At 68.0% G+C, this 25,290-nt stretch carries 24 protein-coding genes; 14 read left to right on the forward strand and 10 right to left on the reverse strand.

The window, feature by feature from the left end; genetic code table 11:
- Positions 1 to 15: 15 nt before the first annotated feature.
- The 5 genes from AC6JAM_RS10590 to AC6JAM_RS10610 all read right to left on the reverse strand — a co-directional run bounded on the left by AC6JAM_RS10590 (position 16) and on the right by AC6JAM_RS10610 (position 4,644).
- Entirely contained in the window at positions 16 to 1,002 is a 987-nt protein-coding gene (locus AC6JAM_RS10590) for an NAD-dependent epimerase/dehydratase family protein (RefSeq protein ID WP_223992875.1), read from the reverse strand.
- A 104-nt stretch (positions 1,003 to 1,106) separates the two neighbouring features.
- Entirely contained in the window at positions 1,107 to 1,481 is a 375-nt protein-coding gene (locus tag AC6JAM_RS10595; RefSeq protein WP_018770049.1) for a cupin domain-containing protein, read from the reverse strand.
- A 158-nt stretch (positions 1,482 to 1,639) separates the two neighbouring features.
- Positions 1,640 to 2,386 (reverse strand): ThuA domain-containing protein, encoded by a 747-nt coding sequence (locus AC6JAM_RS10600; RefSeq protein WP_497934630.1) that lies wholly within the window; start codon positions 2,384 to 2,386, stop codon positions 1,640 to 1,642.
- On the reverse strand, positions 2,386 to 3,513 hold the full coding sequence (locus tag AC6JAM_RS10605; protein ID WP_497934631.1) for a Gfo/Idh/MocA family protein: 1,128 nt from the start codon (positions 3,511 to 3,513) through the stop codon (positions 2,386 to 2,388). The genes AC6JAM_RS10600 and AC6JAM_RS10605 overlap by 1 nt, the downstream gene beginning before the upstream one ends.
- A gap of 135 nt (positions 3,514 to 3,648) precedes the next feature.
- Positions 3,649 to 4,644, reverse strand: coding sequence for a LacI family DNA-binding transcriptional regulator (locus AC6JAM_RS10610; RefSeq protein ID WP_497934632.1), 996 nt, complete (start codon positions 4,642 to 4,644; stop codon positions 3,649 to 3,651).
- Between the two features lie 241 nt (positions 4,645 to 4,885).
- Between AC6JAM_RS10610 and glnT the strand changes: the two genes are divergently transcribed.
- The 8 genes from glnT (at position 4,886) to AC6JAM_RS10650 (ending at position 13,964) form a co-directional block, all read left to right on the forward strand.
- Positions 4,886 to 6,286, forward strand: a complete 1,401-nt coding sequence (gene glnT / locus AC6JAM_RS10615) for a type III glutamate--ammonia ligase (RefSeq protein ID WP_488315508.1) — start codon at positions 4,886 to 4,888, stop codon at positions 6,284 to 6,286.
- A 30-nt stretch (positions 6,287 to 6,316) separates the two neighbouring features.
- The gene (locus AC6JAM_RS10620; RefSeq protein ID WP_223992856.1) at positions 6,317 to 7,225 is read left to right on the forward strand and encodes a class II glutamine amidotransferase domain-containing protein; all 909 of its coding nucleotides are present in this window, start codon (positions 6,317 to 6,319) and stop codon (positions 7,223 to 7,225) included.
- Complete coding sequence (locus tag AC6JAM_RS10625) at positions 7,213 to 7,944, forward strand: protein glxC (protein ID WP_497934633.1); 732 nt, start codon at positions 7,213 to 7,215, stop codon at positions 7,942 to 7,944. The genes AC6JAM_RS10620 and AC6JAM_RS10625 overlap by 13 nt, the downstream gene beginning before the upstream one ends.
- Positions 7,945 to 7,953: 9 nt before the next feature.
- Complete coding sequence (locus AC6JAM_RS10630; RefSeq protein WP_223992853.1) at positions 7,954 to 9,306, forward strand: FMN-binding glutamate synthase family protein; 1,353 nt, start codon at positions 7,954 to 7,956, stop codon at positions 9,304 to 9,306.
- Positions 9,306 to 10,466 (forward strand): FAD-dependent oxidoreductase, encoded by a 1,161-nt coding sequence (locus AC6JAM_RS10635; protein WP_497934634.1) that lies wholly within the window; start codon positions 9,306 to 9,308, stop codon positions 10,464 to 10,466. The genes AC6JAM_RS10630 and AC6JAM_RS10635 overlap by 1 nt, the downstream gene beginning before the upstream one ends.
- 10 nt (positions 10,467 to 10,476) lie before the next feature.
- Entirely contained in the window at positions 10,477 to 11,763 is a 1,287-nt protein-coding gene (locus AC6JAM_RS10640; RefSeq protein WP_223992849.1) for an allantoate amidohydrolase, read from the forward strand.
- Positions 11,764 to 11,801: 38 nt separating this feature from the next.
- Complete coding sequence (locus AC6JAM_RS10645) at positions 11,802 to 12,425, forward strand: helix-turn-helix domain-containing protein (protein WP_056391819.1); 624 nt, start codon at positions 11,802 to 11,804, stop codon at positions 12,423 to 12,425.
- Between the two features lie 246 nt (positions 12,426 to 12,671).
- Positions 12,672 to 13,964, forward strand: a complete 1,293-nt coding sequence (locus AC6JAM_RS10650; protein WP_018770060.1) for an ammonium transporter — start codon at positions 12,672 to 12,674, stop codon at positions 13,962 to 13,964.
- Positions 13,965 to 14,114: 150 nt separating this feature from the next.
- Here AC6JAM_RS10650 and AC6JAM_RS10655 read toward each other — a convergent pair whose 3' ends face one another.
- On the reverse strand, positions 14,115 to 15,161 hold the full coding sequence (locus tag AC6JAM_RS10655; RefSeq protein WP_497934635.1) for a family 43 glycosylhydrolase: 1,047 nt from the start codon (positions 15,159 to 15,161) through the stop codon (positions 14,115 to 14,117).
- A gap of 124 nt (positions 15,162 to 15,285) precedes the next feature.
- Positions 15,286 to 18,786 (reverse strand): DEAD/DEAH box helicase, encoded by a 3,501-nt coding sequence (locus AC6JAM_RS10660; RefSeq protein WP_497934636.1) that lies wholly within the window; start codon positions 18,784 to 18,786, stop codon positions 15,286 to 15,288.
- Positions 18,787 to 18,999: 213 nt separating this feature from the next.
- On the opposite strand from AC6JAM_RS10660, the gene AC6JAM_RS10665 reads away from it, so the two are divergent.
- The 4 genes from AC6JAM_RS10665 (at position 19,000) to AC6JAM_RS10680 (ending at position 21,870) form a co-directional block, all read left to right on the forward strand.
- Positions 19,000 to 19,581 (forward strand): DMP19 family protein, encoded by a 582-nt coding sequence (locus AC6JAM_RS10665; RefSeq protein WP_497934637.1) that lies wholly within the window; start codon positions 19,000 to 19,002, stop codon positions 19,579 to 19,581.
- Positions 19,582 to 19,668: 87 nt separating this feature from the next.
- Positions 19,669 to 20,364, forward strand: coding sequence for a protein tyrosine phosphatase (locus tag AC6JAM_RS10670; protein ID WP_497934638.1), 696 nt, complete (start codon positions 19,669 to 19,671; stop codon positions 20,362 to 20,364).
- 182 nt (positions 20,365 to 20,546) lie between these two features.
- Positions 20,547 to 21,125, forward strand: a complete 579-nt coding sequence (locus AC6JAM_RS10675; protein ID WP_056391811.1) for an RNA polymerase sigma factor — start codon at positions 20,547 to 20,549, stop codon at positions 21,123 to 21,125.
- The gene (locus tag AC6JAM_RS10680; protein WP_497934639.1) at positions 21,118 to 21,870 is read left to right on the forward strand and encodes a hypothetical protein; all 753 of its coding nucleotides are present in this window, start codon (positions 21,118 to 21,120) and stop codon (positions 21,868 to 21,870) included. The genes AC6JAM_RS10675 and AC6JAM_RS10680 overlap by 8 nt, the downstream gene beginning before the upstream one ends.
- A 23-nt stretch (positions 21,871 to 21,893) precedes the next feature.
- Here the strand turns inward: AC6JAM_RS10680 and AC6JAM_RS10685 are convergent, their stop codons facing one another.
- Positions 21,894 to 22,451: a COG4315 family predicted lipoprotein gene (locus AC6JAM_RS10685; protein ID WP_018770067.1), complete on the reverse strand. Its 558-nt coding sequence runs from the start codon at positions 22,449 to 22,451 to the stop codon at positions 21,894 to 21,896.
- 233 nt (positions 22,452 to 22,684) lie between these two features.
- Between AC6JAM_RS10685 and AC6JAM_RS10690 the strand changes: the two genes are divergently transcribed.
- Together AC6JAM_RS10690 and AC6JAM_RS10695 are read left to right on the forward strand one after the other, a co-directional pair.
- Entirely contained in the window at positions 22,685 to 23,185 is a 501-nt protein-coding gene (locus AC6JAM_RS10690) for a sigma-70 family RNA polymerase sigma factor (RefSeq protein WP_134165059.1), read from the forward strand.
- Entirely contained in the window at positions 23,182 to 23,835 is a 654-nt protein-coding gene (locus AC6JAM_RS10695) for an anti-sigma factor family protein (protein WP_144600143.1), read from the forward strand. The genes AC6JAM_RS10690 and AC6JAM_RS10695 overlap by 4 nt, the downstream gene beginning before the upstream one ends.
- Here AC6JAM_RS10695 and AC6JAM_RS10700 read toward each other — a convergent pair.
- Positions 23,832 to 24,311: an SRPBCC family protein gene (locus AC6JAM_RS10700; protein ID WP_134165060.1), complete on the reverse strand. Its 480-nt coding sequence runs from the start codon at positions 24,309 to 24,311 to the stop codon at positions 23,832 to 23,834. The two genes, AC6JAM_RS10695 and AC6JAM_RS10700, sit on opposite strands and share 4 nt — an antisense overlap.
- Before the next feature lie 29 nt (positions 24,312 to 24,340).
- Complete coding sequence (locus AC6JAM_RS10705) at positions 24,341 to 25,159, reverse strand: DUF1206 domain-containing protein (RefSeq protein ID WP_043425048.1); 819 nt, start codon at positions 25,157 to 25,159, stop codon at positions 24,341 to 24,343.
- Positions 25,160 to 25,290: the final 131 nt, after the last annotated feature.

Below are 25,290 nucleotides of genomic sequence, written 5' to 3' on the forward strand. Positions count from 1 at the left end.
GCCGCCCGGCCGGAGTCAGCCCGCGGGGACGCCCAGGGGCCGGGCGACGTGCAGCCGCTCATGCTCCACCAGCCATTGGATGGATTCGAAGACGGCCTGCTCCGGCTCATACCGGGGCGCATAACCCAGCACGGACGCGGCCTTTTCAATGCTGAAGCAGTGGCTGCGGTAGAGGTGGCCCCAGCTGGACTCGGCGTAGTCCCGGGAGGTGTTTTCGCGGAAGCGGTCCCACGTCACCGTCTCCAGCACGGCGGCGTGCCCGAACCAGGCAGCCGCGATGTCCGCGTAGCCACGCACGGTCAGGGCTGTGGGGGCCACGATGTTGAAGTCCTCGCCGGCGGCCGCCTCCCGCTGCGCGATGGCCTTTTCGAAAGCCTGGGCGACGTCGTCGGCATGCACGTGGTGCATCAGTTCCGCGCCGCTGCCGGGGATCCGGAGGGGTTGGCCGGCGGAGAGCGTCTGCCAGACGGACGGATCCAGGTTTCCGAGCGGGCCAACGGGGTGCCATCCCGGACCGACGATGTGGCCGGGGTGCAGCGACGTGGTTGCCAGGCCTCCGCTGGCGGTCTCTTCCTTGAGCATCAACGCGATCCGGTTCTTCTGGATGCCGTAGTCGCCAAAGGGTGCTGCGGCGGAATCCAAACCTTCCCGGATGGGCAGCTTCAGGCTTTGCCCGTAGCGCCAGATGGAGCCGCAGTGCAGCAGGTGCCCCACCTCGCCGCGCAACCGGTGCACCAGCGCCGCCGCAGATTCGAGGGTGAAGCAGACCAGATCCACCACGGCATCCGGCTTGAGCGCGGACACCCGCTCGGCGAACGTTCCGTCCCGGTCTTCCTCCTGCCGGTCCGCGATGACCTGGTGGACCTGTTGCCATTCGGGCGTGTCCGTGTAGGGGGCGCTGGTGCCGCGGCTGATGTTGGTGACTTCGTGGCCTGCGCGGACCAGCCGGGGGACCAGGAACGAACCGATGTGGCCGCTGCCGCCGATGACGGTGACTTTCATTGCTCTCCGATCGTCGTGTTCCCCTCAACGGTAGGGCCCCGGCGGCAGGAAAGGGAGGTCTGGGGGACCTCCCTTTCCTGCCGGTTCGCCGTGCTTCCGCAGAATCAGGCGGGCTTGGCGTACTCGGCCGCGCTGATGACTTCATACCCAACGAACGTCTCGCCGCCCTCCACCCAGGCGTCGTGCCCGGCCGGGATGGAATAGGCGTCACCGGCGTGGATGGTCTTCTGCGTTCCATCGTTGAGCTGCACCGTCAAGGTGCCGCCGGTGCAGAAGCCCAGATGGTTGTTCTGGCAGCTGTCCGTCTTGACCACCGTCTTCACGGTTTCAGACCAGCGCCAGCCGGGCTCGAAGGTGAACCGGCCAAGGGTGGCGCCGCCAATGCTGACCACATCCACCTGGGTCTTGGGTGGGCGGCGCTTCTCATCGGGCTCGTCGAAAGATTTGGTTGCAAGGTCCGTGACCGTTACTGCGGGCATTTCTGGCTCCTTCATAAGGAGTGGTTATTGAGTTCGTCCGGGGCTGTGTGCGCCGGGAAAGGGGACCGGCAGGGCGGGATGTGCCCGTCCAGAACCTGCCGGCCCCGTGTGCGACGCTCCCAATGTGCTCCCGGACGGACCCGATGTCAATGACGCTTTTACTCCTGGAACCACTCCCGGGCAGGGTTGGTCACCGCCGGGGCTGAACGGGCCAGCTCCGGCTGGGCGGCCCACTTCACGCCGTTGGCCAGGACCCGCTGGATCTGCGGGTGGTGGTACACCGGGTACTCCTGGTCGCCGGGGCTGAAGTAGAAGATGCGGCCCTTGCCCCGGGTGAACGTAACGCCGGAGCGGAACACCTCGCCGCCCGCGAAGGAACTGATGAAGATCAGGTCGTCCGGATCCGGGATGTCGAACAGCTCGCCGTACATCTCCTGTTCGGGGATGACGATGGGACTGTCCACGCCTTCGGCGATGGGATGGGACGGCTTGACGGTCCAGACCAGTTCGCGCCCGCCGTCGTTGCGCCAGGCGAGGGAGCAGCTGGTGCCCAGGAGTTTGGTGAAGATCTTCGCGAAGTGCCCCGAATGGAGCACAATCAGTCCCATGCCGCCAAGCACGTGCCGGTGGACGCGTTCGACGACGGCGTCGCCCACCTCGGCGTGGGCCATATGGCCCCACCAGAGCAGGACGTCCGTCTCCGCAAGCACCTCCTCGTCAAGGCCGTGCTGGTCGTCGGTGGCCAGGACCGCCGTCGTGATGTCAGCGTCCGGGAAGTAGGAACGAAGTCCTGCCGCAATGGCACCGTGGATGCCGTCAGGATAGATCCCCCCGATGTGCGACGGCTCGTTGATGGCCTCGTGGACGCCCTCGTTCCACACCCGGATCCTCAGTTTGCCGTTCATTAGAGACGAACCTCCCTCTGCTCCAGCGCGGACTGGTAGCACGCGTCAATGATCTGTGCACGGTAGAGCGCGAGGGAGCCGTCATGCCCGGCCCAAACGGCGTCGCCGCCGCGCACTGCCGTAACGAAGTCTTCCACCACTGCGTCATGCGCGCGGCCCGGGAGCACAGTTGGCACGTAGTCTGCGGATTCGCCGTCCTTGTCGGTAAACACCCGGAGCTGGCCGACCGGCGGGAAGGGTGCGCCGTGTACCTTGAGCTCCGCGCCGCCGTCGGTGCCGTAAACCGTGAAATCGAGCAGGTCGTCCTGTTCCCGGTAGGTGGCCCAGCCCGCCTCGATCAGCAGTGTGCCGCCGCCCTCAAGCCGGAGGAACGCTGACGCGAAGTCTTCCACCTCGAACGCGTGGCTGGTGGCCTGGGCCGTATACCGGCTGCCGCCGCCCCTGCCCTGCGGGCCAAGCTCCGAGTGGGTGGCGGCGGAGACAGCCAGCACCTTCGGTTCGCCCAGGAGGTGGAGGGCGTAATCCAGCGCGTGCACGCCGATGTCCGCCAGCGGTCCGCCGCCGGCAAGTTCGGGGTTGGTGAACCAGCTTCCCAGCGTCGGGATGCCGGAGCGGCGCAGCCAGGAAGCCTTGGCGTAGTAGGGCCGGCCCAGCCCGCCGTCGTCGATCACTTCCTTCAACGCCTGGATGTCGCCGCGCCGGCGGTGGTTGAAGGCGACGTCCAGGACACGGCCTGCCTTGCGGGAGGCGTCCACCATGGCCTGGCCCTCGACGGCGTTGCGCGCGATGGGCTTTTCGCTCAGCACGTGGATTCCCCGCTCCAGGGCGGCGATGGCGATGGGTGCGTGGAGGAAGGTGGGCACTGCCACACTGATGGCGTCCAGGCCGCCGTGGTCCAGCATCTCTTCCCATCCGGCGAAACCGTTGGGGATGGCGTATTCGGCCTGCAGGGAGTCACGGAGCTCCTGCTCCATCCCGGCCAGCGACACGATGCGGACACCGTCCAGCTCGGAATAGGCCTTGAGGTGCTGCTGGCCGGCCCAGCCAATGCCCACCACGCCCACGCGCAGTTCCGGGTTTCCTCCTGGCGCTGGTGGCTGCTGGACGGGGGTTTGCTGGTTGTTCACGAGGTTCTTTCCTTTTCCGGGCGGCGTTGGGGTGGGGTCATGGAATCGATTCCAAAATGGTTGGGGGTGGATCGCAGAGGTTTTGGAATCGATTCCAAAATCCTTTCAGGAACTGCCCCGGGGAGTCAACCCCTGTCAGTTCTTTGTGGAATCCCGGATGACGAGCTCGTGCGGGAGGAATGTCCGGCCGCGGCGGTGGGCCTGGCCGGTCATCCGTTCGAGGAGTGCTTCGAAGGCCACGCGGCCCAGGTCGTAGGCCGGTTGCCGGATGGTGGTGAGCTCCGGGATGCACATCTCCGCCTGGATGGAATCATCGAAGCCGGCAACCGCCACATCGTCCGGCACCCGCAGGTCGGCGTCGATGATTTCCCGGACGCAGCCTGCCGCCACCGTGTCGCTGCCGCAGAACACGGCATCGGGCAGGCGGTCCATGGCCAGCAGTTTCCTGGTGAGGCGGCGGCCGGCGTGGAAATCGAAGTCACCGTTGGCGAACAGGCCCTGTTCCGCGGCCAGGCCCGCCTCGGACAGGGCCTCCCGGAAACCCTGTTCGCGCAGCCTGCCGGAGCGGGCAGCCCGGTTGCCGATAATGGCAAGCCGCCGGGCGCCTGTCCCGATGAGGTGCCGCGTAATGTCGTAGGCGGCCTGCCGGTCATCAATGGATACGCCGAACGCTGCCTCGGAATCGACGATCTCGCAGACCTGGACAACGCTCAGCTGCTCTGCCAGCGCTTCAATGTCGCCGTCCGGCATGGTGGGGGAAAACAGGATCAATCCGTCCACGGACCCGTTGCGCAGCATGTCCACGAGCTGCTGTTCCCGCTCGAGGTCGCCGGACGTCGGGGCGATCAGGCTGACATAGCCGGACAAGGCCGCGGCGTCACCGAAGCCACGGAACGCTTCGCTGATGACGGGGGACTCGAGGTTTTTCGAGAGCGCCAGGATGCGCATGGTGCGGTCGCGGCGCAGGTCGCGTGCGGAGGCGAGCGGGCGGTAGTTGAGCTGCCGGATGGCACCGGCCACCTTTTCCCTGCTTGACGCGCTCACGGCAGGGCTTCCATTCAGCACGCGCGATACCGTGCCGACGGACACTCCCGCCGTTTTGGCGACGTCCTGCACAGTTGCTCGAGCCATTCCGATTCGTCCTTCCGCGGCCACTGGCCGAAGCCGCCCTCCACCCCGTGGTTGCGATTTTCAGCTTAGCCGCCGTTGCGGATGCGGCGGGCCGGCTGCTGCGGCCCCATCATGCCCATCCCTTCCCGTCGGCTGAAACATGCATTTAACCTTCCTGTCCGACGCACGAAATCACTCCTTGGCTAATCTGGTGCAACAAGGTTTACTGATAGCTAACGCCAACCCTGACAGGAATGTTTCGATGACGAGTGTCGCAACCCCTGCTGTGACCCCAATGCCAGAAGGCGGGCTGAAGGCGCCCGCGCCGGCCGAAGAACCAACCATCTCCCTGGCCGATATTGCGCGTGCCCACAACGTCCGCTTCCTGCTGGCCACGTTCGTGGACATGACCGGGAAGCCCTGCGCCAAGCTGGTCCCGGTGGAGGCCGCGGCTGAACTCGAGGACGGCGCCATGGGGTTCGCGGGCTATGCCGCGGGCCTAATGGGGCAGAAGCCGCAGGACCCGGACCTGATCGCTGTTCCCGATCTGGCGTCCTTCACCCCGGTCCCCTTCATCAAGGAAGGCCTGGCCATCATCCACTGCGACCCGCATGTGGGCGGGAAGCCCTGGCCCTACGCCCCGCGCGTCATTCTGAAGAACACGTTGGCCGGCCTGGCGGAGAAAGGCATGCAGGCCAAGGTGGGCGCCGAGGTGGAGTACTTCCTGGTGAAGAAAAACGACGACGGGACGCTGAGTACCGCCGACGACAGGGACGATTCGCCCCGCCCCTGCTACGACGCCCGCGGCGTCACCCGGATGTACGACCACCTCACCTCCATTTCGGAGGCGATGAACTCCCTGGGCTGGGGCAACTATGCGAACGATCACGAGGACGCCGCCGGCCAGTTCGAGCAGAACTTCAACTTCACGGACGCGCTGACCACGGCGGACCGCGTGGTGTCCCTCCGCTACATCCTGAATATCCTGGCCGGGCAGCGCGGCATGACCGCCACCTTCATGCCCAAGCCGTTCACCGACCGCACCGGCACCGGCCTGCACTTCCACTTTTCGCTGTGGGCAGGTTCCGATCCGCTGTTCCCCAGTGAGGGAACGGACGACGGCGGCCGCGGCCTCGGGCTTTCCGGCCTGGCTTGTTCGTTCATCGCCGGGATCCTGGAACATGCTCCTGCGCTGCAGGCCTTCCTCGCCCCCACCGTGAACTCCTACAAGCGGACCGGCGCCACCACCAGCTCCTCGGGTGCCACCTGGTCGCCGCGGAAGGCATCCTTCGGCGGGAACGACCGCACCCACATGATCCGGGTGCCGGACAACAAACGGATCGAACTCCGCTCCGGCGACGGCTCCGCCAACCCGTACCTGGCCATCGCCACCGCCCTTGCCGCCGGGCTGGACGGCGTGGAGAAGTCCCTGGATCCGGGCCGGCCGTCCGGGCCGGGAGAGTCCAAACCCGACGCGCATCTCCTTCCGGCTACGCTGCTCCACGCCGTGGAAGCACTGCGGAAGGACCCCGTGATCCTGGCCAGTCTCAGCGGGGATCCTGCCGTCGGCGGCTACTACGCGGACGCCAAGGAAGAGGAATTCCTCAGCTGGCACAACCAGGTCAGCGACTGGGAAATCCGCACGTACCTGACCTCGATTTAGCAACCCACACATCCAAGAAAAGGACTTTCCATGTGCGGAATCGCCGCGCTGCAGCTGCGCAATCCCTCGCTGCACCCCCAAATGGGCGCCCTGCTGTCCTCCATGCTCTGCCAGATTGTGGACCGCGGACCGGACTCGGCCGGCCTGGCCGTCTACAACACCCCGGGCCTGGTTTCTCCCGGAACCTCCACCCTCAGCCTCCTGGGCAAGGACCAGGGAATGACGCCGGCGGCCATCACCGCCGGCGTGGCCGGCCTCCTCCCGCTGGACGCGGCAGCAGCCGTCCGCGTGGTGGGTGACACCACCCTGGTGAGTGCCGGCGTCGGGACGGACCTCCTGGTGAAGGCCGTCGGCGAAACCCTGCCCGCCGCCACCATCATTGGCCGTGGCGAACACGTGGCCGTGATGAAGAGCGTGGGCCATCCCATGGAGATCGCCGCCGAGCACGGACTTGAGGCGATGGCCGGCAGCCAGGGCCTGTCCCACACCCGGATGGCCACCGAGTCAGCCGTCACCGCCGGGGGCTCGCACCCCTTTTCCGTGGCCGACGACCTCTGCCTGGTGCACAACGGCTCCTTCTCCAACCACGCCACCGTCCGCCGGGAACTCAAGCGCGAAGGCGTGGTGTTCGATTCCGAGAATGACACCGAGGTGGGCGCCCGATACGTAGCCTCCCGCCTGCAGCAGGGCGACACCCTCGAGGAAGCCCTGGTGAACCTGGGTAAGGTCCTGGACGGCTTCTACACGCTGGTGGTCACCACGGCGGACAGCATGGCCGTGGTCCGCGACCCCATCGCCTGCAAGCCGGCCATCATCGCCGAAACGGACGACTACGTGGCCATGGCCTCCGAATACCGTGCCCTGGCCGGGCTGCCCGGCATCGACAACGCCCGCATCTTTGAACCGGAACCCGGAAAGGTCTACACATGGTCACTCTGACGGCCCCCGAAACTTTCGCCCCGACGGCCGCCCCCGATGCCGGGCAGGCAGTGGTTGACCTGGCCATCAGCTCTGTCCGGGAACTGAACCAGGCCATCCACGACGCCGAAGACGGCCAGTCCTGGACCGTCACCAACCCCGGCGGGAAGCACAGCCTGGCCGTTGGCATCGACGCGGACATCGCGGTGGCCATCGACGGCCATGCCGGCTACTACGCAGCCGGGATGCACCAAAAGGGGAGCGTGGCCATCAACGGCAATGCCGGCGTCGGGCTGGCGGAAAACATCATGTCCGGGAAGGTCCATGTGACGGGGGATGCGTCCCAGTCCGCCGCGGCTACCGGGCACGGCGGCCTGGTGGTCATCGACGGCAACGCCGGAGCCCGCTGCGGGATCTCCATGAAAGGCGTGGACATCGTGGTGGGCGGCAACATCGGCCACATGTCCGCCTTCATGGCCCAGGCCGGCCGGCTGGTGGTCTGCGGCGACGCCGGTGACGCCCTGGGCGACTCCATCTACGAGGCACGGATCTACGTCAAAGGCACGGTGGCCTCCCTCGGCGCGGACTGCGTCGAAAAGCCGCTGCGCGAAGAGCATCTGGCCGAGCTCGCGGAACTGCTGGCCGCAGCCGGCCGTGCCGACAACCCGGCCGACTTCAAGCGCTACGGCTCAGCCCGGAACCTCTACCACTTCCACGTCGACAACTCGACTGCCTACTAGGAGGCCCCCATGACCATCACCTCCATGCCCGCCCCTGACATCGCTGAGCTTGGCCTGCGCGAGTCCGCCACCTTCGACCGCGCCACCATCGCCGACATCCAGCGCGCGGCCGCCACCGGCGTGTACGACATCCGCGGCTGGGGCGCCAAGCGCAAGGTCCCGCACTTCGACGACCTGCTCTTCCTCGGCGCCTCCATGTCCCGCTACCCACTGGAGGGCTACCGCGAAAAGTGCGATACCGACGTCGTCCTCGGCGACCGGTACGCCAGCCGCCCGCTGCACCTGCAGACCCCGGTGACCATCGCCGGCATGAGCTTTGGCGCCCTCTCCGCCAACGCCAAGGAAGCGCTGGGGCGCGGCGCATCCGAGGTGGGAACCTCCACAACCACGGGCGACGGCGGCATGACGCCCGAGGAGCGCGGCCAGTCCAGGCACCTGGTGTACCAGTACCTGCCGTCCCGGTACGGCATGAACCCTGACGACCTCCGCAAGGCGGACGCCATCGAGATCGTGCTGGGCCAAGGCGCCAAGCCCGGTGGCGGGGGCATGCTCCTGGGCCAGAAAATCACCGAACGCGTCGCCGGGATGCGCACCCTGCCGGTGGGCATCGACCAGCGTTCCGCCAGCCGCCACCCGGACTGGACCGGCCCGGACGACCTCGAAATCAAGATAGGCGAACTCCGCGAGATCACCGACTGGAAAACCCCCATTTACGTCAAGATCGGCGCCTCCCGGCCGTACTACGACACCGCCCTGGCAGTGAAGTCCGGCGCGGATGTGGTGGTGGTGGACGGGATGCAGGGCGGGACCGCCGCCACGCAGCAGGTGTTCATCGAGAACGTGGGCATCCCCACCCTGGCCGCCATCCCGCAGGCCGTCCAGGCCCTCCAGGAACTCGGCGTCCACCGCAAGGTCCAGCTCATCGTCTCCGGCGGAATCCGGACAGGGGCCGACGTCGCCAAGGCCATGGCCCTGGGTGCCGACGCCGTGGCCATCGGCACCGCGGCGCTGATCGCGCTGGGCGACAACGATCCCCGCTACGCTGCCGAATACTCCGCGCTGGGTTCCGCCGCCGGCTTCTACGACGACTTCCAGGACGGCCGCGACCCCGCCGGCATCACCACCCAGGACCCCGAATTGTCCTCCCGGCTCGACCCGGTGGTTGCCGGCAAGCGCCTGGCCAACTACCTGCGCGTCCTGACCATGGAGGCCCAGACCATCGCCCGGGCCTGCGGAAAGTCGCACCTGCACAACCTGGAACCGGAGGACCTGGTGGCACTGACCATCGAGGCGGCCGCCATGGCCCGGGTGCCGCTGGCCGGGACCAGCTGGATCCCGGGGGCAGGCCAAGGGGGCTTCTGATGACCGAGGCTTCCGACTATGTGGTGGTGGGTGCCGGCCTGGCCGGCGCCGCCACCGCCTGGCAACTGGCATCCCGCGGCCACCAGGTCACCCTGCTGGAACGCGACATCCCCGCCGCGCACGACGGCAGTTCCCACGGATCCGCCCGGATCTTCCGCTACGCCTACCCGGACCCGTTCTACACGCAGGCGGTGCTGGACTCGAAAGTCCTGTGGGACAGGCTCGCCCTGGATGCCGGCACGGAGCTGATCGCGCCTTTCGGGGCAGTGGACCACGGGTCCAGGCGGCAACCGGACCTGCTCGCCAAGGTGCTCGCCGACGTCGGAATTGACCACGAACTCCTCTCCGCCGCGGGCGCCCGGAAGCGGTGGCCGCAGATCGCCTTCGACACGGAGGTCCTCTGGCACCCCGGCGCCGGCGTGATCGACGCCGAAACCGCGGTCAACGCCATGGTGTCCCTCGCCGTCAGGAAGGGGGCGCGGCTACTGACGGGCTGGCACCTGGAGAGCATTGAGCGGGACGGCACCGGCTACCGCCTCTTCTCCTCCACCGGGGAAACGTTCGACGCGGGCCACGTGGTGGTCAGCGCGGGCGGCTGGCTGCCGGAGCTGCTGGGCTCCCTGTCACTTCCGGCGGGCTTCCTGGCCGCGCTCCCGGCGATCACCGTCCGGCAGGAGCAGGCGTTCCACTTCCGGTACAGGGACCACGACGGCGGCGCAGCCCCGGGTGCGGGCCCCTGGCCGACGTTCATCCACAAGGCGGCGGACATCCAGGCCTACGGTCTGCCCGGGGGCCGGGATGCCGGGTTCGCGGGCCAGAAAGTCGCCGAATACAACGGCGGCAGGCTCATTCCTTCCGCGGCAGGCCAGACGGGCCGGGTGGACCCGGCCAACCGCGCACGGGTGGTGGACTACGTGCGCCGCTGCCTGCCCGGCCTGGACCCGGAACCGTACGCCGAAACCACCTGCCTGTTCACCAACACTCCAAACGAGGACTTCCTCATCGACCGCGTGGACAACCTCACCGTCGTCTCGCCGTGCTCCGGGCACGGGGCAAAGTTCGCACCCCTGATCGGCCGGTGGGCAGCGGACCTGGCCACCGGCAGCGGGAATGTTCCGGACCGGTTCCGGAGCGCCTCTTCCACAGCATTCACCACCTAGAACGGACACCGTGAGCATTTCCCAGACAGCACCGGCGTCGGAGGCCCTGCCCTCCGCCGCAGCCAGCGCATCCACTGTTACCGGCCTCCTGCAGGACATCTCCACCGTCGGCAGGGATGCCTCCCGCGGCGGCTACTCCCGCCCGGTATTCTCCACCGCCGAGACGGACCTCCGCAGTTGGTTCATTGAGCAGGCGGCCCGGCGCGGGCTGGACGTGCACACGGATGCCAACGGGATTATCTGGGCCTGGTGGGACACAGCAACGGGAGTGCGGAAAGACGCCGTCGCCACCGGAAGCCACCTCGATTCCGTCCCCGGCGGCGGGGCGTACGACGGCCCGCTGGGGGTCGCCTCGGCGCTGGTCGCCGTCGACCTCCTCAAGGCCCGGAACTTGCGGCCCCGGCGGCCGCTGGCGATCGCCGTCTTCCCGGAAGAGGAGGGGTCACGGTTCGGCGTGGCCTGCCTGGGCTCACGGCTCCTCACCGGGGAACTGGACGCCAACAAGGCGCGCAACCTCAAAGACCCGGACGGCAACACGTATGCGGATGTCGCCGCGGCAAACGGCCAGGACCCGCGGCTGATCGGAGCCGACTACAAGACCCTGCAGCAGCTGGGGATGTTCGTGGAGCTGCACGTCGAGCAGGGGCGGGGGCTGATCGACCTCAACCAGCCGGTGGCCATCGGCTCGTCGATCCTGGGCCACGGCCGCTGGAAGCTGAGCATCACGGGGGAGGGGAACCACGCCGGCACCACGCTGATGAAGGACCGCCGGGACCCGATGATCGCCGCGGCCAAGGTGATGGTTTCCATCCGGGACACTGCCCGCAAATACCGTGACGCCCGTGCCACCGTGGGCCGGCTGCAGCCTGTTCCCGGCGGCACCAACGTCATCGCCTCCCGCGTGGACCTGTGGATCGACGTCCGGCACCCGGAGGACTCGGTCACCGCGGCCCTGGTGGAGGCCATCGGGCTCAACGCCCAGGTCCTTGCCGCCGAGGAAAACTGCACGGCGAGCCTGGGCACGGAGTCCCTGAGCCCCACAGTGCATTTCGACGGCGGGCTGCGGGACCGGCTGCGGGAACTGCTGCCTTCCGCGCCGGTGCTGGACACCGGCGCCGGCCACGACGCCGGCGTGCTGGCCGCGCACCTGCCCACCGCCATGCTGTTCGTCCGGAATCCCACGGGCGTCTCGCATTCACCGGACGAACTGGTGGAAGACTGGGACGCCGAAGCCGGCGCGCTCGCCCTGGCGGACTCACTCTCCGGCCTGCTGGGTGAGGCACGGGCGATCGGCTAGCGCCGCCGTCGTCCGTCCACCCGCCTAAGATGGCTGACATGACCGAACAGGCCGGGGACCGCGCAGAAGACCAGCACGCCGGCGACGGATCTGCCGAGGTAGCCGGGCGCCTGGAACAGGTCATCGCGGCGCAGGTGCGGCACTACCGCACGGCCGCAGGCCTGTCGTCCGCTGAGCTTGCCGCCCGCACCGGCCTGTCCAAAGCCATGATCTCGCGGGTGGAAACAGCCACCACATCCTGCTCGCTCACCACTTTGCAGCGGCTGGCGGACGGGCTGAAGGTTCCCGTGACCGCGCTGTTCCGCGGCGCGGACACGGACCGGGACGCCACCTTCACCAAGAGCGGCCAGGGAAGCCTCACCGTCCGCAGCGGAACCCAGCATGGCCACGAATACCGTGTCCTGGGCACGCTGAAAGGGCGCACCGACGCCATCGAACCCACGCTGGTCACCCTCACCGACGCCTCCGACGTGTTTCCCCTCTTCCAGCACCCGGGCACCGAGTTCATCTACATGCTCTCCGGCAGGATGGTGTACGGCCACGGCTCCTACGAATACGCCATGGAAGCGGGCGACTCGCTGCTGCTGGACGGCGAAGGCCCCCACGGACCGCTGGAGCTGCTGGACCTGCCCATCCAGTTCCTGGCGATTTCCGCCAAATAGCTTCCTGTTGCCGGCTGTTTCTGCAGCAACTCCTGCGTGCGGCGGGACGCCTGAAACTCGGTGGCGGATGACCGAAACGATCATTTAACACGCCGGAAACCCACCCAGAAACAGCCGCCATACAGTTGGAACCAGACGGCAACAGCCGCCCCTCCGCTGAACGTGGTCTCTCCATCCGCGTCCCTCCACGGAGCGGCTCTGACGGCAACTTACCGTTCTCTCTTCGCATCTTGAAAGGGGTTTCCCATGGATTCGGGAAATGTCGCTTGGATTTTGGCCAGCTCGGCGCTGGTTTGCATGATGATCCCCGCCCTGGCCCTGTTTTACGGGGGCATGGTGGGGTCGCGGCGCATCCTCAACATGATGATGATGTGCTTCGGCGGCGCCAGCCTGGTGGCCGTGCTCTGGGCATTGTTCGGGTACTCGATGGCGTTCGGCAACTCGGTTGGGGGGCTGGGTCTGATCGGTGACGTCACCGAGTTCCCCGGCATGGGGCAGATGCTGGCAAAGGATGACGCAGCGTCCATCCCGGTCATCCTGTTCGCCGCATTCCAGCTGTTCTTCGCCTGCGTCACCACGGCACTGGTTGCCGGCGCGGCGGCCGGGCGCATGAAGTTCGGCGCCTGGATGCTGTTCGCAGGCATCTGGGCCACCGTGGTCTACTTCCCCATCGCGCACTGGGTGTTCGCATTCGACTCGGCGGACGGCAGCACGGCTGGCGGCTGGATCGCCAACGGCATCAAGGCCATCGACTTCGCAGGCGGCACCGCGGTCCACATGAACGCCGGTGCGGCCGCCCTGGCCCTGGCCCTGGTCCTCGGCAAGAGCTCCGGCTGGCCCAAGGTGGAACACGCCAAGCCGCACAGCCGGCCGCTGGTCCTGGTGGGCGCAGGCCTGCTGTGGGTGGGCTGGTTCGGCTTCAACGCCGGTTCCGCCCTCTCGGCCGGCCAGTCGGCGTCGGTGGTCTTCCTCAACACCGCTGTGGCCGCATCCGCCGGCCTGCTCGCCTGGGCCCTGGTGGAGCGCGTCCGCCACGGTGCCGCCACCAGCATGGGCGCCGCCTCCGGCCTGATCTCCGCTCTCGTGGCCATCACCCCCGCCTGTGGTGCCGTCAGCCCGTTGGGCGCGGTGGCCATCGGCGCCATCGCCGGCGCTGTCTGCTCGCTGGCCATCGAGCTGAAGTTCCGGCTCGGCTTCGACGATTCCCTCGACGTCGTCGGTGTCCACCTGGTGGGCGGCATCCTGGGCACCCTGCTCATCGGCCTCTTCGCCACCGACGCAGCACCCAACGCCGTCAGCGGCCTGTTCTACGGCGGCGGGGTTGAACTGCTGGGCGTCCAGGCCCTCGCCACCGTCACGGTCCTGGTCTACTCCTTCGGCATCACCTGGGTCCTGGCAAAGATCCTGGACAAGACCATCGGCCTGCGCATCAAGCCCGAGGACGAACTGCGCGGCATCGACCTCGCGGCCCACTCCGAGCTGGCGTATCTGACGGACGAGGACCCGGTGGAACTGGGCTCGCCGCAGCGCGTCTCATAAGAGCTGCCGGGCGCCCGCCTGCTGGGGGCGGCGCCCGGTGCAGTGTTCACGCGGAGTGTCCCACGCGCCCCAGCGCACGAGTCAGGGCCAAACCTTGGACCGGTGCCGGCAGCCGCCGGCTTATAGTTCCGGGGTTTGGCCCTTCTGTGTTCAGTGTTCCGTGCAGACCAGGATGCCGTCGCGCACCTCAAGCATCGCGGCCCGTATGTGGCTCAGCCGGGTGCGCGGGTCCGGCGCCATGGTGCCGATGTCCTCGCCGTTCCAGTGCGGGTGCGTGAAGTAGACCAGCAGTGCCCGCTCCGCGCCGCCGTCGCCAGAGTCCCCACCCTCAAGCGAGACCACGTCCGCGTGGCGTCCGACGACGGCCCGCCCGTCCACCGATTCCGGCGCCGTGAGGATCAGCCCGTCCAGGTGCTCCTGCCGGGTCCAGTTTCCGGTAGCGTCGCGGGAGCGGTAGACGCCCTGGCCTCGCCATTCGTCCACGATCATCCAGTACCAGCCGCCCAGCCGGAAGACCTTGGGCCCTTCGTGCGGCCGGCCAGGGATCGCGACGCCCTCGCGGACCCAGGATGCTGGATCCGCCGGGGTCTCCGTCACGGCGCTGTAAGTATTTGAGCCTCGGGTTTCGTCCTTGTACCAGAGCCGGTACCGGCCGTCCCCGCACCGTGCCACGGCGGCGTCGATGACCCGCGGTGAGGCCAGGTCCACGGCGCCCAGGTACTCCCAGTGCTCCAAGTCGCGGCTGGTGAGCTGGACGATTCCGGCCGTCCCGGTCCAGTCGGTGCGCCTGCCGCCGAGGACCGAGAGGTACATGATCCACCGGTCGCCGATGCGTACGACGTCGGGCGCCCAGAGGGTTGCCGGAAGGTCCGTTCCGGGCGGGATAAGTCCCCCGGCGGTGCCTTCGTAGCGCCAGGTGGCGCCGCCGTCGGACGACCGTGCGACGCCGATCCCGGTGCCGTGCACCCATTCAACCCCCGTCAGCCCCGGAGCGGTGGCGCGGCGCTGCGTGTAGAAGAGGACCCACTCGTCCCGCAGGTGGTCCGCCACCAGGACGGGATCTGTGGGGCCGTCCCACACCGGGTCGCGGTACGGGTTGGCAAAGGCGTCAGGACGCAGGTGGGGGAGGGTCGGCGGTGCAGTCATGTGCTGGGACACAATTTCTCCAACGTTGTAGTTTGCGTTGGGCACCAGCATAGGCTGCGATTTTCGACGCGCAAACGCACTTGCGCTGCGCGGATTCCCTGGCGCTACCAAGATGTGGGCCGCGACAGTGAAGATGCGCGTCGAAAACCAGGATGCGCGTCGATAACGACGGGCCCTACTCCTTGAACAGGCCCGCCAGGTCCTCGGCCGTGATGGCCCCGCCGGCCAGGGCATCGCCCTCCATGACGTCGGCAAACAGCTGCGACTTCCGGGTCTTCAGCGCCATGACCTTCTCCTCGATGGTGTCCTTGGCCACCAGCCGGTACACCATCACGTTCCGGGCCTGGCCGATCCGGTGCGTCCGGTCAACAGCCTGCGCCTCGGACGCCGGGTTCCACCACGGATCAAGCAGGAACACGTAGTCGGCCTCCGTGAGGTTGAGCCCAAAACCGCCGGCCTTCAGCGAAATCAGGAACACCGGCGCGCTGCCGTTCTTGAACTCACTGACCACGTCGGCGCGGTTCCGCGTGCTGCCGTCGAGGTAGCAGTACTCGATGTCTTCCTCGTCCAGGCGCTCCCGGACCTTGCCCAGGAACCCGGTGAACTGGCTGAAGATCAGCGCGCGGTGCCCCTCGGCCACCAGGTCCTCGAGCTGTTCGAACAACACATCCAGCTTGCTGGACCGCACCGCTGACAACGCCGGGTCCACCAGCGACACGTCCAGGCTCAACTGCCGCAGCAGGGTCAGCGACTGGAAGATGGTGAACCGGTTCTTGTTGACGTCCTCGATCAGTCCCAGGATCTTCTGCCGCTCGCGCTGCAGGTGCGTCTGGTACACCTTCTGGTGCCGCGGGTTCAGCACCACTTCAAGGATCTGTTCCTGCTTGGGCGGCAGGTCCTTGATCACCTGGTCCTTGGTTCGGCGCATCATCAGCGGGCGGACCCGGCGGCGGAGTTTTTCCAGCTGCCCCTTGTCGCCGTTCTTTTCCACCGGCTTCTGGTAGTACTCCGCGAAGCGCTTGGGGCTGGAGAACAGGCCGGGGGCCACGATGGAGGTCAGCGCCCAGAACTCCATGAGGTTGTTCTCCAGCGGAGTGCCCGTGATGGCGAGCTTGAACGCGGCCGGCAGCTTCCGTGCACACTGGTACGCCTTGGACTGGTGGTTCTTGACGAACTGCGCCTCATCCAGCACCAGCCCGTTCCAGGTGCGGGAGGCGTAGGCCTCGTAATCGATGCGGAACAAGGCATAGGAGGTGATGACGATGTCGGCACCGTCAAGGGCCTCCGCCACCTCCTGGCCGCTCTTGGCAAAGGTCTCGCCGACCGTCCGAACGGTCAGCCCCGGCGCAAACCGGGCCGCTTCGAGGGCCCAGTTGCCCACCACGCTGGTGGGCGCCACCACCAGGAAAGGCGCGACGGCGGCGGGCCGGCTTTCAGCGGCAGCGGCAGCACCGGCGTTGGTATTCCCGTCGTCGGTGTTCCCGCCGTCGGTATTCCCAAGGGACGAAGCAGCCGCGGCTGCCAGCTCCTTGGCGGCGCACATCAAGGCCAGGGCCTGCACGGTCTTGCCCAGGCCCATGTCGTCGGCCAGGATGCCGCCCAACCCGTGCTTGTACAGGAAGCTGAGCCAGTTGTAGCCCTCCAGCTGGTACGGCCGCAGCTCCGCGTTCAAGGTGGGGGGCAGCGGCAGCCCGTCCGTGCCGCCCTCCAAGAGACCGCCCACGGCGGACCGCCAGGCCGCGGCCTGTTCGTCCACGATTCCCAGCTGTGCCAGTTCATCCCAGAGCCCCGCCTGGAACCGGCTGATCTGCAGCGGCGCATCCTTGTTGTCCTGCAGCGCCCTGGCTTCCTCGATCAGGGCCCGCAGCTGGTGCAGTTCCGGGAGGTCAAGGGAGAAGTAGGCGCCGCTGGGCAGCAGCATCTTGGTCTGTCCCGCGGCCAGGGCGGAGAACACGGCGGCGAAGGAAACAGGCTGGCCTTCCAGGGAAATCTGGATGCCCAGGTCGAACCAGTCGCGCTGCTCAGTTGCCTTGGTGGAGATGGACACCACCGGGGCTTCTTCAGCCTCGCGGTAGTCGGCGATGTCGCCCACCGTCTCCACGTCAACGTCCGGCGCCTCCCGCAGCCGCGGCAGCACTTCCTCGGTGAAGGCCAGCGTGTCCAGGCCCGTCAGTTCGGCCGACGCGGCCAGCCGGGGAGTGCCCCAGCCGCCCGTGGCGGACTCGCCCAGCGCGGGCACCACGTCCCACGGACGGCCAATGCCCTCAAGGATGCGGGACTCCGCCGTGTCATCGCGGTAGCCCGCATCGCCGGGGTGCCGCCACAGAGGTTGCGCGGTGACCAGCTTGCCGGTCTTGTAGTGCCACTCCCAGTGCAGCCGCACCCGGTGGTCCGCCCCGTAATTGGCCAGCAGCGACAGGGTGGGGACGGCCAGTTCGGGCAGTTCCACCGACTCGTCGCGGGCCGTCACCCGGGCCGCCTGCTTGAGCTTTGGATAAAAGCCCGTGAGGAAGCGTGACTCGTCCCTGGCAGGTATGTGCAGGGTGCTTGCGGCCGTGACGAACGCCAGCAGTTCCTCGCTGAGCCCGTTCTCCAGCGGCGCCAGGGTGATGGTTCCGTCGGGGTCGGGAACGCCGGGCAGCGCGGCCTCGCCGGATGTGAAGAACAGCCCGTGCGCCGGCCGGCCGATGGTGCCCACCGACGCCGGATCAACCTCAGCGCCCTCCACGGTGATGGTGGGCGACAGCTCCAGCCCGCCGTCGGAGGTCCCGGCGGTGGTGCCGGCCTCAGCGGCGTCCGCCACCGGAGTGCCGTACCGGCTCAGGGAAAGCCCGACGGCGGCAGGGGCCTCGGCCAGCCGGACCGGCCCGGTGCCGCGCGAGTGGACGAGGGCGAGCCCGATCTTCCCGGCCTCGGACAGCAGGCTCCACAGGTTCTTCCCCGAGTAGGAGTTCAGGCTCAGCCACAGTCCCGCGGAGTTGTGCATCCGGCTGGCGGTAGAGGAGTGGCCGGCGAGGAACTCCTGCAGCCATTCCACGTGCGCCTGGTTGGATTCGCGCCGGAAGTTCAGGTAGTTCAGGGTGTTCCAGGAAACGTCGCCGCGGATCCACTTGCCCTTGGCCCCCATGATGACGGGCCGCGCCTTGAGCTGCCGCACCCCGCGCACCGGGTCCCGGCGCCCCGTGTAGGAGAAATGCGGCGGCGGTTCCTCGATCTCGAATTGCAGGGCCAGGGGAACGCCGCTGGTGGAAGGGGCTGAACCGGGCTGGGAAATCAGCGGGCTGAGGGCCTGTTCCCAGTCGGACAGGACCGCCGAGGGTGCGCGGGATACCTGCGTGGAGGTGGACGGCGCCAGCAGCTGCACCCGGATGGACGGGTTGTCCTCCGCCGCGAACAGCAAGGCCGCCACGTGCTTGCAGTCCTTGCGGACCGGGCAGCTGCACACTCCCACGGTGCAGCTCCAGCCGCCCGCCTTCCGGACCAGCTTGGCCGTGGTGGAATAAGGGACCTCCGCACCGCCCCGGACCTTTCCCAGCATGAGGCCGGTGCCGCCGTCGAACGATATTCCCGAGACCCTGCTCGCCATGGCATAGGCCAGCCCGGCCGCCAACGAGCGGTCGTTGATGGCGGGTGTCTGTATTGCCAGTTCCGCACTTTCGTCCGGTTGGGATGGCATGTACGCGCTACTTTCGGCAGGTCACGGCGGGGCCGGGTCCGGTGGGTGGTTATCTGATCCATCTTAGTTCGCCCCGCGGCACGCCCATGCCGGGCGCCTTCCCGGCCGGCCCCGAAAACTTCGCTTGACGTTCATTTGTCCGCCGATCCTGCCGTGGCCCGGCCGCCGTAGCGTGAAGGCGTCCGGCGTACCACCACCCCAGCAAGGAGTGCCATGACCACCAGCCAGCAGCCCGTCGTCCTGACCAGCAGCAGCATCGAAGGCAGGGACGAGGAGGTGGTGGAGGCCAACGTGGCCATCATCGATGCAATGCACAACGCCCTGCTGGCCACGGAGGACATGTCTCCCGTGGCCGTCCGCAGCTATTTTGTGGACTTCTACCTTTGCCAGGCCCTGGAGGGCGGGTTCGCGCAATACGCCGTCATGGCGGCCGCACGGTCCACCATGGACACGCTGGTCCGGGAGGGGATGGCCGGAATGGGCGCAGGCGCGCACCTGGACCTGTTCAACCGCGCCGTGGACGCCTACGACGCACTGACCGCCGAAACAGCTGCCGCCTACCTGGACGGCATCGATGGCATCGGTGCCGTGCCCGACGGCGTCTTCCGGATGGAGGAGCTCGACGGCGAGTTTGAAGAGCTGCTGGAACGCGAAAACATCACTGCCCTCAATGCCCGCTGGCTGCGCGCCCAGGCGGACCTTCTGGTGCTGGACGATGAGGAAGTGGGCCCGTATATCCAGCGCCTCGCGGCAACCCTGGTTCCCAGGGAGAAAGAAAATTCGAGGCGCCCGTAACCTTTCCGCAACCGGAGGCGATGTAGTCCGTGATGGGTCCGCCCGGCGGACCCGATCCGATGTGTTGTCTAGGTTTGGAGAAGTTAGATGTCTGTGTTCACCGTTCTCGCCACCAGCAAAGTCGCCGCCGGAGTCCTGGCTGCAGGAACCCTGGCAGTGGGAGGAACCGGCGCCGCCGCCGTCTCGGGCGTCCTTCCCACCCAGGCCCAGCAGACCGCCCACGAGCTCTTCGGCGCACCTGCCCCCAAGCTTGCAGCCGAAGCAGCGGCTGACGCCCAGGCCGCCCCGGCGCCCACGGCGACCGAAGCTGTGACCGGTGCCCTGAAGACCGCCGACGCCGATGCTTCCGCCACGGCTTCCGGTTCGGCTGCGGCCTCCGACGACAAGGTCACCGCCGGTGCGACTGCTTCCGCGGCAGCCAACACCGCCGTTGACGCCGCCGGTCCTGCGGCCCTGGGCCTGTGCACCGCCTACACCCACGGTGGCGTGGACGCTTCCTCCAAGGCGTTCTCCTCGCTGTCCATCGCAGCCCAGGGTGAGGCGAACATCGAGGGCTACTGCACCGACGTCGTGGCCAAGGCCGATGCCGCTGCCAAGGCTGCGGCCGAGGCCAAGGGCTCCGCTGCCGTCGAGGCTGAGAAGCCTGAGCTTCCGTCCGCTCCCGCCGTTCCGGCAGTTCCTGCCGTCCCGGGTGCCGACGGCGCAACCGCTGTTCCTGCCGTTCCTGCCGTTCCCGCCGTGGACGGCGACACCGTGCACGCTCCGTCGGTTTCCACCCGCTAAGGCACGTTGGCTAGTCTGGACTGCGGCCGCCGCTCCGGCCGCGGCCGCAGTCCAGGCAGCCGGCCGGGCGCGCACGCCTTTGGAAGTGCACCCCCGCCAGGCCTGCAAAGAGGCAGCTGGAAGGCCACGGAGACTGGCAGTCCGTACCGGAAACCGGGACAGGGCGCGGGCCGGATCCCGGGATGGAGGAGCCGCTGGTGCTAGACACTTTGGTCCAGGAAGAGATCGACATATTCGACAACGCGGCCGGAACCGATCCGGCCGTGTTGTTCGCGGCTGCCTATCGAACCTTCGCGGGGCCGGTGCACGGCTACCTCAAGGCCCGCGGTCTGGATGATCCCGAAGCCGTCACCCAGGACGTCTTCCTGGCCTTTTATCCCAAAATCGGCAGCCTCACCGGCGGCTCGGCGGGCGCCAAGTCCCTGCTCTTTTCCATCGCGCATGCCCGCATGGTGGACCACTACCGCCGGCTGGAGCGCAGGCCGCAGCTGACACCGTACGATCCCCAGCAGGACGGCCGCACCTCGCCGTCCGCGGAGGACCAGGCCGTGGAACTGACCGCCGGGGCCGCGGCGATGCTGGAAGGCCTCAGCGCGGAACACCAGGAAGTGCTGGCCCTGCGCGTCGTGGCGGACCTGTCCATCGACCAGGTGGCCGACATCATGGGCAAGAGCGCCGGAGCCATCAAACAGCTCCAGCGCCGTGCCCTGCAGAACCTCAAGGCCCAAACGCTCAAGAGAAACCAGGCGAACCATGAGTGACACCGCAGGATCCCGCAACGACGGGACCGTTGACCAGCTCCTGCTGGAGGCCGGCGTGGACGACGACGGCCAGCTCCGTGATGCCCTGGTCAACCTGCGCGCCCTCGCGGCAGGCACCCCTGAGCCCTCCGCGGAAATCGCGGCCCTGATGGCGGGAACTTCCGCTGCCGGCCCCGCCCCCACCACGGTGCTCTCCGCCGCCGAACCTGCGGCACCGTCCACGCGTCCGGCCGGCCGCCCGGCCGATGAACTCGCCGCGCGCCGCAAGGCCAAGCGCCGGGTCACGCTCACCACCTTGTCTGTGGCCGCTTCGCTCGCGGCAGGTGGTGCCGTTGCCGCTGCTTCGGACCAGGGGTTCCGGGAATCCTTCACCCAGCTGAACCACGCCGTCACGTCATTCGTGACAGGGTCCACTGCGGCACCCACCGGCCACGACATGCCGCAGGTGCCCGCGCCACAGCCTGCGGCGCCCGCCCCGCAGGCAACCAGCGGCCCGGACGCCGTCCCGGCGGCACCGGCCCCGGCTTCGGCACCTGCCGGTGCGGCGCCGTCGGGTGTTCCGGCACACGGAAACACGCCCAGCCATGGGGCTGCCACGCAGCAGCCCGCGGCTACGGAGCCGTCACTGCCCGCCACCGTTACGGAGGATGTCAGGAAGGGCCTGGAACCAAGCTCCAAGCTGCCCGTTCCCGTGCCCACGGAAGTCCCCCTCCCGGGCAAGGTCCCGGACGTTCCCCTGAAGTAGGCCGGACCGGTGGGCCTGCAGGCCTAGTAGCCCTGGCCGGCTGCCTTGATCATCGCGCCCGACGGGTCCGACAGGTACCAGACGCCGCCCACACCCTGGCCCAGGATGTCGCCCGGCTTGGTGTCCTTTGCGAAGTAGTAGAGTGGCATGCCGTTCAGTGTCACCTGCTTCTTCCCGTCAGGGGTGCTGATGGTGCCCAGCTTGCCGGTCACGCCTTCGCCCGCGGGGGAGCCCGAGGTGGTGGTCAGCGGCGGCCACTGGACCAGGCAGGAGCCGGTGCAGGCGCTGGTGCCGGAGTCCTTGGTGTCCTTGGTGAAGAAGTAGAGGCTCATTCCCTTCGCATCCACCACAATGCTGCCTGCGGATGAGGATGCCGTTTTGAGGTCGACGGCGGCGCCCGCCTGGGTCGATGACGCGGAGGCTGAGGCGGTGCCGGACGAAGAAGCCGTGGCGGACGCGGTGCTGGAGGCACCCGTGGCCGGGCTGGTGGCCGACGGAGTGGTCCCGGTGCTGCTGCCGCAGCCGGTGAGGGCTGCCGCCAGGGCCAGGATGGCAAGGCCTGGCCCGACATGGTGCTTCATGATGTGCTCCTTGGCTGGTGTTTCCTGCTGATGCTGGTGCAGGCGCCCGGAGCTGAATTGCCGGACGCTAACCCCTACGACGCTTCCAGGTAAAGAATGGTTCACAGGCGCGCTCCGCAGCCGCCCGGTTGAACCTTTTCCTGCTGCCCAACGTGGTAACAGCCGGGAGCGCAGGATGCCGTGGCGTTCCACGCTGTGCAGTGATGTGAACGGGCAGGGACGGGGGAAGCGGGATGCCGCTTGACGACAAGGTGGTGGAAGCCATCTACCGTGAACACGGCAGCGCCCTGCGCCGGTTCGTGCTCAGCGCCATCCGGGATCCGCAGCTCGCGGAGGACGTGGTGCAGGAAACCGTGCTGCGCGTCTGGCAGCATGCGCCGGACATCAACGGCAGCTTCCGCAGTTATCTGTACCGCACGGCCAGGAACATCATGATCGACAATTACCGCCGGAGCCAGCGCCGGCCGAACGAGGCGCTGGAGAGCAGCCTTACCGACCCCGCCGCAGTGATGGGCCGCGTTGACGAGATGCTCAACCGGGTCCTGATGGAGGAAGCGCTGCTGCGGCTGAGCAAGGAACACCGGGACGTCCTGGTGGCCCTGCACTACCGCAGGTTCACGGTCAACGAGGCGGCCGTCCAGCTCAACATCCCCAGCGGAACGGTCAAATCCCGCGCCTTCTACGCGCTTCGGGCACTGCGCACCATCCTGGACGAGATGGGGGTGGAGCGGTGAACACCGACCTCCACCACCTGCTGGGTGCTTACGTCCTGGGCGGCCTGGATCCCGACGACCTCGCACTCTTCGAGGCACACCTCCAGGACTGCGGCGCCTGCCGCAGGGAACTGGCGGTGCTGGAGAAGGTGCCCATGCTCCTTGACTCCCTTCCGGTCCCCGACGCCGTGGCGCTGACCGCCGTCCCCGGCGGCAGCGGGGGTGCCGGCGCCACCCCCGCCCGCCTGCTCGACGAACTGGGCCGCCGGCGTCGGACATTACGACGGCGGTGGGCGGCGCTGGCAGGTGCCCTTGCCGCCGCGTGCCTGGCCGTGGGACTTGCGGTGGGTCCCATGCTCGCCAGGCCGCCGCATCCGGACGCCACCTACTCGGTGGCATCCGGGGGAGGGCTGCAGGTCAACATCGACATGGCCCGGAAGACGTGGGGAACCGAGCTTGCGGTGAGCGGCAGCAGCCTCCCGGCGGAAGGGACCCTTTCACTGTGGGTGCGCGACCGCGCCGGCGGGGAGGACCGTGCCTGCGCCTGGACGGCCACCCCGAGCGGGAAGGTCAAGGTCACCGGGGCAACCCCCATCCAGCTGGGCAGCATCTCAAGCGTGGAACTGCGCGACGGCGCCCAGCACGCGGTGGCGGTCATTACCGTTCCCTAGGGTGTGAGTCCCCTGAACTCCGCGACCAGTGACTCGTCCTCGCAGGCGCGGGCGAAGGCCTCGATCCGCCGTTCGATCTCGTAGCCCAGCAGCCGGCTGCCGATCCGTTCCATGAGGGGCCGGAGCGCAGCCGGGCGGCACGAAAAGGTGTATTTCCAGACCGCCCGGGTGCCGCCGTCGTCCGCCGTGAAACGCCAGCCGCCGCCGAAGTTGGTGAAGAACCAGGGGCCGGAGACCATGGTCATGCCCACGTTGCGGGGCGGCGCATAGGAGACATACTGGCTCACCATCGCCAGGCCAAGCCGGGACCTGGTGCGGGTGCGGACGCCTTTTCCTGGCGCCCGGGCGCCGTCAAGGAAGCCCTGGGCGGAGATGAAAGGGTCCCACTTGAGCCGGAAGTCCCCGGTGGTTTGGGAGAGGGCGAAGGCAGTCTCCGGATCGATGCGGATCAAGCGTTCGGCACGTACCTGGGGCATGCCTCTACCTAACCATGCTGATTGACGGCTTACTTGGTCATTTTGGCCAGCCGCGCGCGCATGATCATGTATGCGCCGTAGCAGACCAGTCCGGCTCCCACCGCGGCCAGCAGGTAGGGGCCCAGCGGCTGGTCGCGGAGGGCCCGCAGCCCGCCGTCCAGGCCGGTGGAATCTTCAGGGTGCTCCTTGAGCGTGGCGATGGCGATAAGCAGTCCGGCCAGCAGCAGCACGGTTCCCTTGGCCAGGTAGCCCGCCACCCCCAGGGCCGTCACCGCTGTCCTGGCCGGGCCGGGGGAAGGCATCCGCAACTGCTTCTCAAACGATTTCTTTGGTCCCCGGATGCCGTACGCCACGCCCGTGACTGCCACCGCCACGCCGATCAGGACGAGCAGCGCCACCCCGCCAGGGGCCTGCATCATGGAAATGGTGAAGTCGCTGGCGGCCTTCCGGTTGTCATCGCCCGTCCCCGTGCCCATGGCGAAGTGCCACAGGGTCAGGGCCAGGACGGCGTACACGATCGCCTGCAGGGCGGCCTTGGCCTTGTTCTTGATCTTCTTCCTGGTGGGCTGGTGGTTGAAGTCGAAGATGGCGTCGCCGGTCTGCCAGAGGGACAGTGCGGCGCAGGCGGCGAAGCTTCCCCACAGCAGGAACGGCCCCACGGGCATGGTGGCAAGTTCGGCAACGGCGCCGCTGAAATCGGCGTGGCCCGTGCCGCCCATGGCCAGGCGGATGGCGATGGCACCCACCAGCAGGTGCAGGATGCCGCTGGCTGCGAATCCGGACCGTGCCAGGATCTCGAGGACGCGCGAATTGGTGACGTCCTCTGCCGTGTCGACGGCCTGTTTCAGTTCTTCTTTGATCGTCGTTCCTTTGGACAGGCGCGTTGTGCGCCGCTGTGCGTGCCCTTCTTACACGGGTAATCGTGCCATGCCGGCCGGGCCCCGAACAGCCGGCCGGGAACCGCCGGGCCCCGAACAGC

This window comes from Arthrobacter sp. GmRoot5-12 (assembly GCF_059739365.1).

Bases quoted from the DNA above. Each gene is read 5' to 3' on its own strand.
- AC6JAM_RS10670 (WP_497934638.1), top strand. From the start codon at position 19,669: ATGTCTGTGTTCACCGTTCTCGCCACCAGCAAAGTCGCCGCCGGAGTC.
- AC6JAM_RS10625 (WP_497934633.1), top strand. From the start codon at position 7,213: ATGGTCACTCTGACGGCCCCCGAAACTTTCGCCCCGACGGCCGCCCCC.
- AC6JAM_RS10665 (WP_497934637.1), top strand. From the start codon at position 19,000: ATGACCACCAGCCAGCAGCCCGTCGTCCTGACCAGCAGCAGCATCGAA.
- AC6JAM_RS10655 (WP_497934635.1), bottom strand. From the start codon at position 15,161: ATGCTGGTGCCCAACGCAAACTACAACGTTGGAGAAATTGTGTCCCAG.
- AC6JAM_RS10680 (WP_497934639.1), top strand. From the start codon at position 21,118: ATGAGTGACACCGCAGGATCCCGCAACGACGGGACCGTTGACCAGCTC.
- AC6JAM_RS10590 (WP_223992875.1), bottom strand. From the start codon at position 1,002: ATGAAAGTCACCGTCATCGGCGGCAGCGGCCACATCGGTTCGTTCCTG.
- AC6JAM_RS10700 (WP_134165060.1), bottom strand. From the start codon at position 24,311: ATGCCCCAGGTACGTGCCGAACGCTTGATCCGCATCGATCCGGAGACT.
- glnT (WP_488315508.1), top strand. From the start codon at position 4,886: ATGACGAGTGTCGCAACCCCTGCTGTGACCCCAATGCCAGAAGGCGGG.
- AC6JAM_RS10675 (WP_056391811.1), top strand. From the start codon at position 20,547: ATGGAGGAGCCGCTGGTGCTAGACACTTTGGTCCAGGAAGAGATCGAC.
- AC6JAM_RS10595 (WP_018770049.1), bottom strand. From the start codon at position 1,481: ATGCCCGCAGTAACGGTCACGGACCTTGCAACCAAATCTTTCGACGAG.
- AC6JAM_RS10610 (WP_497934632.1), bottom strand. From the start codon at position 4,644: ATGGCTCGAGCAACTGTGCAGGACGTCGCCAAAACGGCGGGAGTGTCC.
- AC6JAM_RS10645 (WP_056391819.1), top strand. From the start codon at position 11,802: ATGACCGAACAGGCCGGGGACCGCGCAGAAGACCAGCACGCCGGCGAC.
- AC6JAM_RS10630 (WP_223992853.1), top strand. From the start codon at position 7,954: ATGACCATCACCTCCATGCCCGCCCCTGACATCGCTGAGCTTGGCCTG.
- AC6JAM_RS10620 (WP_223992856.1), top strand. From the start codon at position 6,317: ATGTGCGGAATCGCCGCGCTGCAGCTGCGCAATCCCTCGCTGCACCCC.
- AC6JAM_RS10660 (WP_497934636.1), bottom strand. From the start codon at position 18,786: ATGCCATCCCAACCGGACGAAAGTGCGGAACTGGCAATACAGACACCC.
- AC6JAM_RS10600 (WP_497934630.1), bottom strand. From the start codon at position 2,386: ATGAACGGCAAACTGAGGATCCGGGTGTGGAACGAGGGCGTCCACGAG.
- AC6JAM_RS10685 (WP_018770067.1), bottom strand. From the start codon at position 22,451: ATGAAGCACCATGTCGGGCCAGGCCTTGCCATCCTGGCCCTGGCGGCA.
- AC6JAM_RS10690 (WP_134165059.1), top strand. From the start codon at position 22,685: ATGCCGCTTGACGACAAGGTGGTGGAAGCCATCTACCGTGAACACGGC.
- AC6JAM_RS10650 (WP_018770060.1), top strand. From the start codon at position 12,672: ATGGATTCGGGAAATGTCGCTTGGATTTTGGCCAGCTCGGCGCTGGTT.
- AC6JAM_RS10635 (WP_497934634.1), top strand. From the start codon at position 9,306: ATGACCGAGGCTTCCGACTATGTGGTGGTGGGTGCCGGCCTGGCCGGC.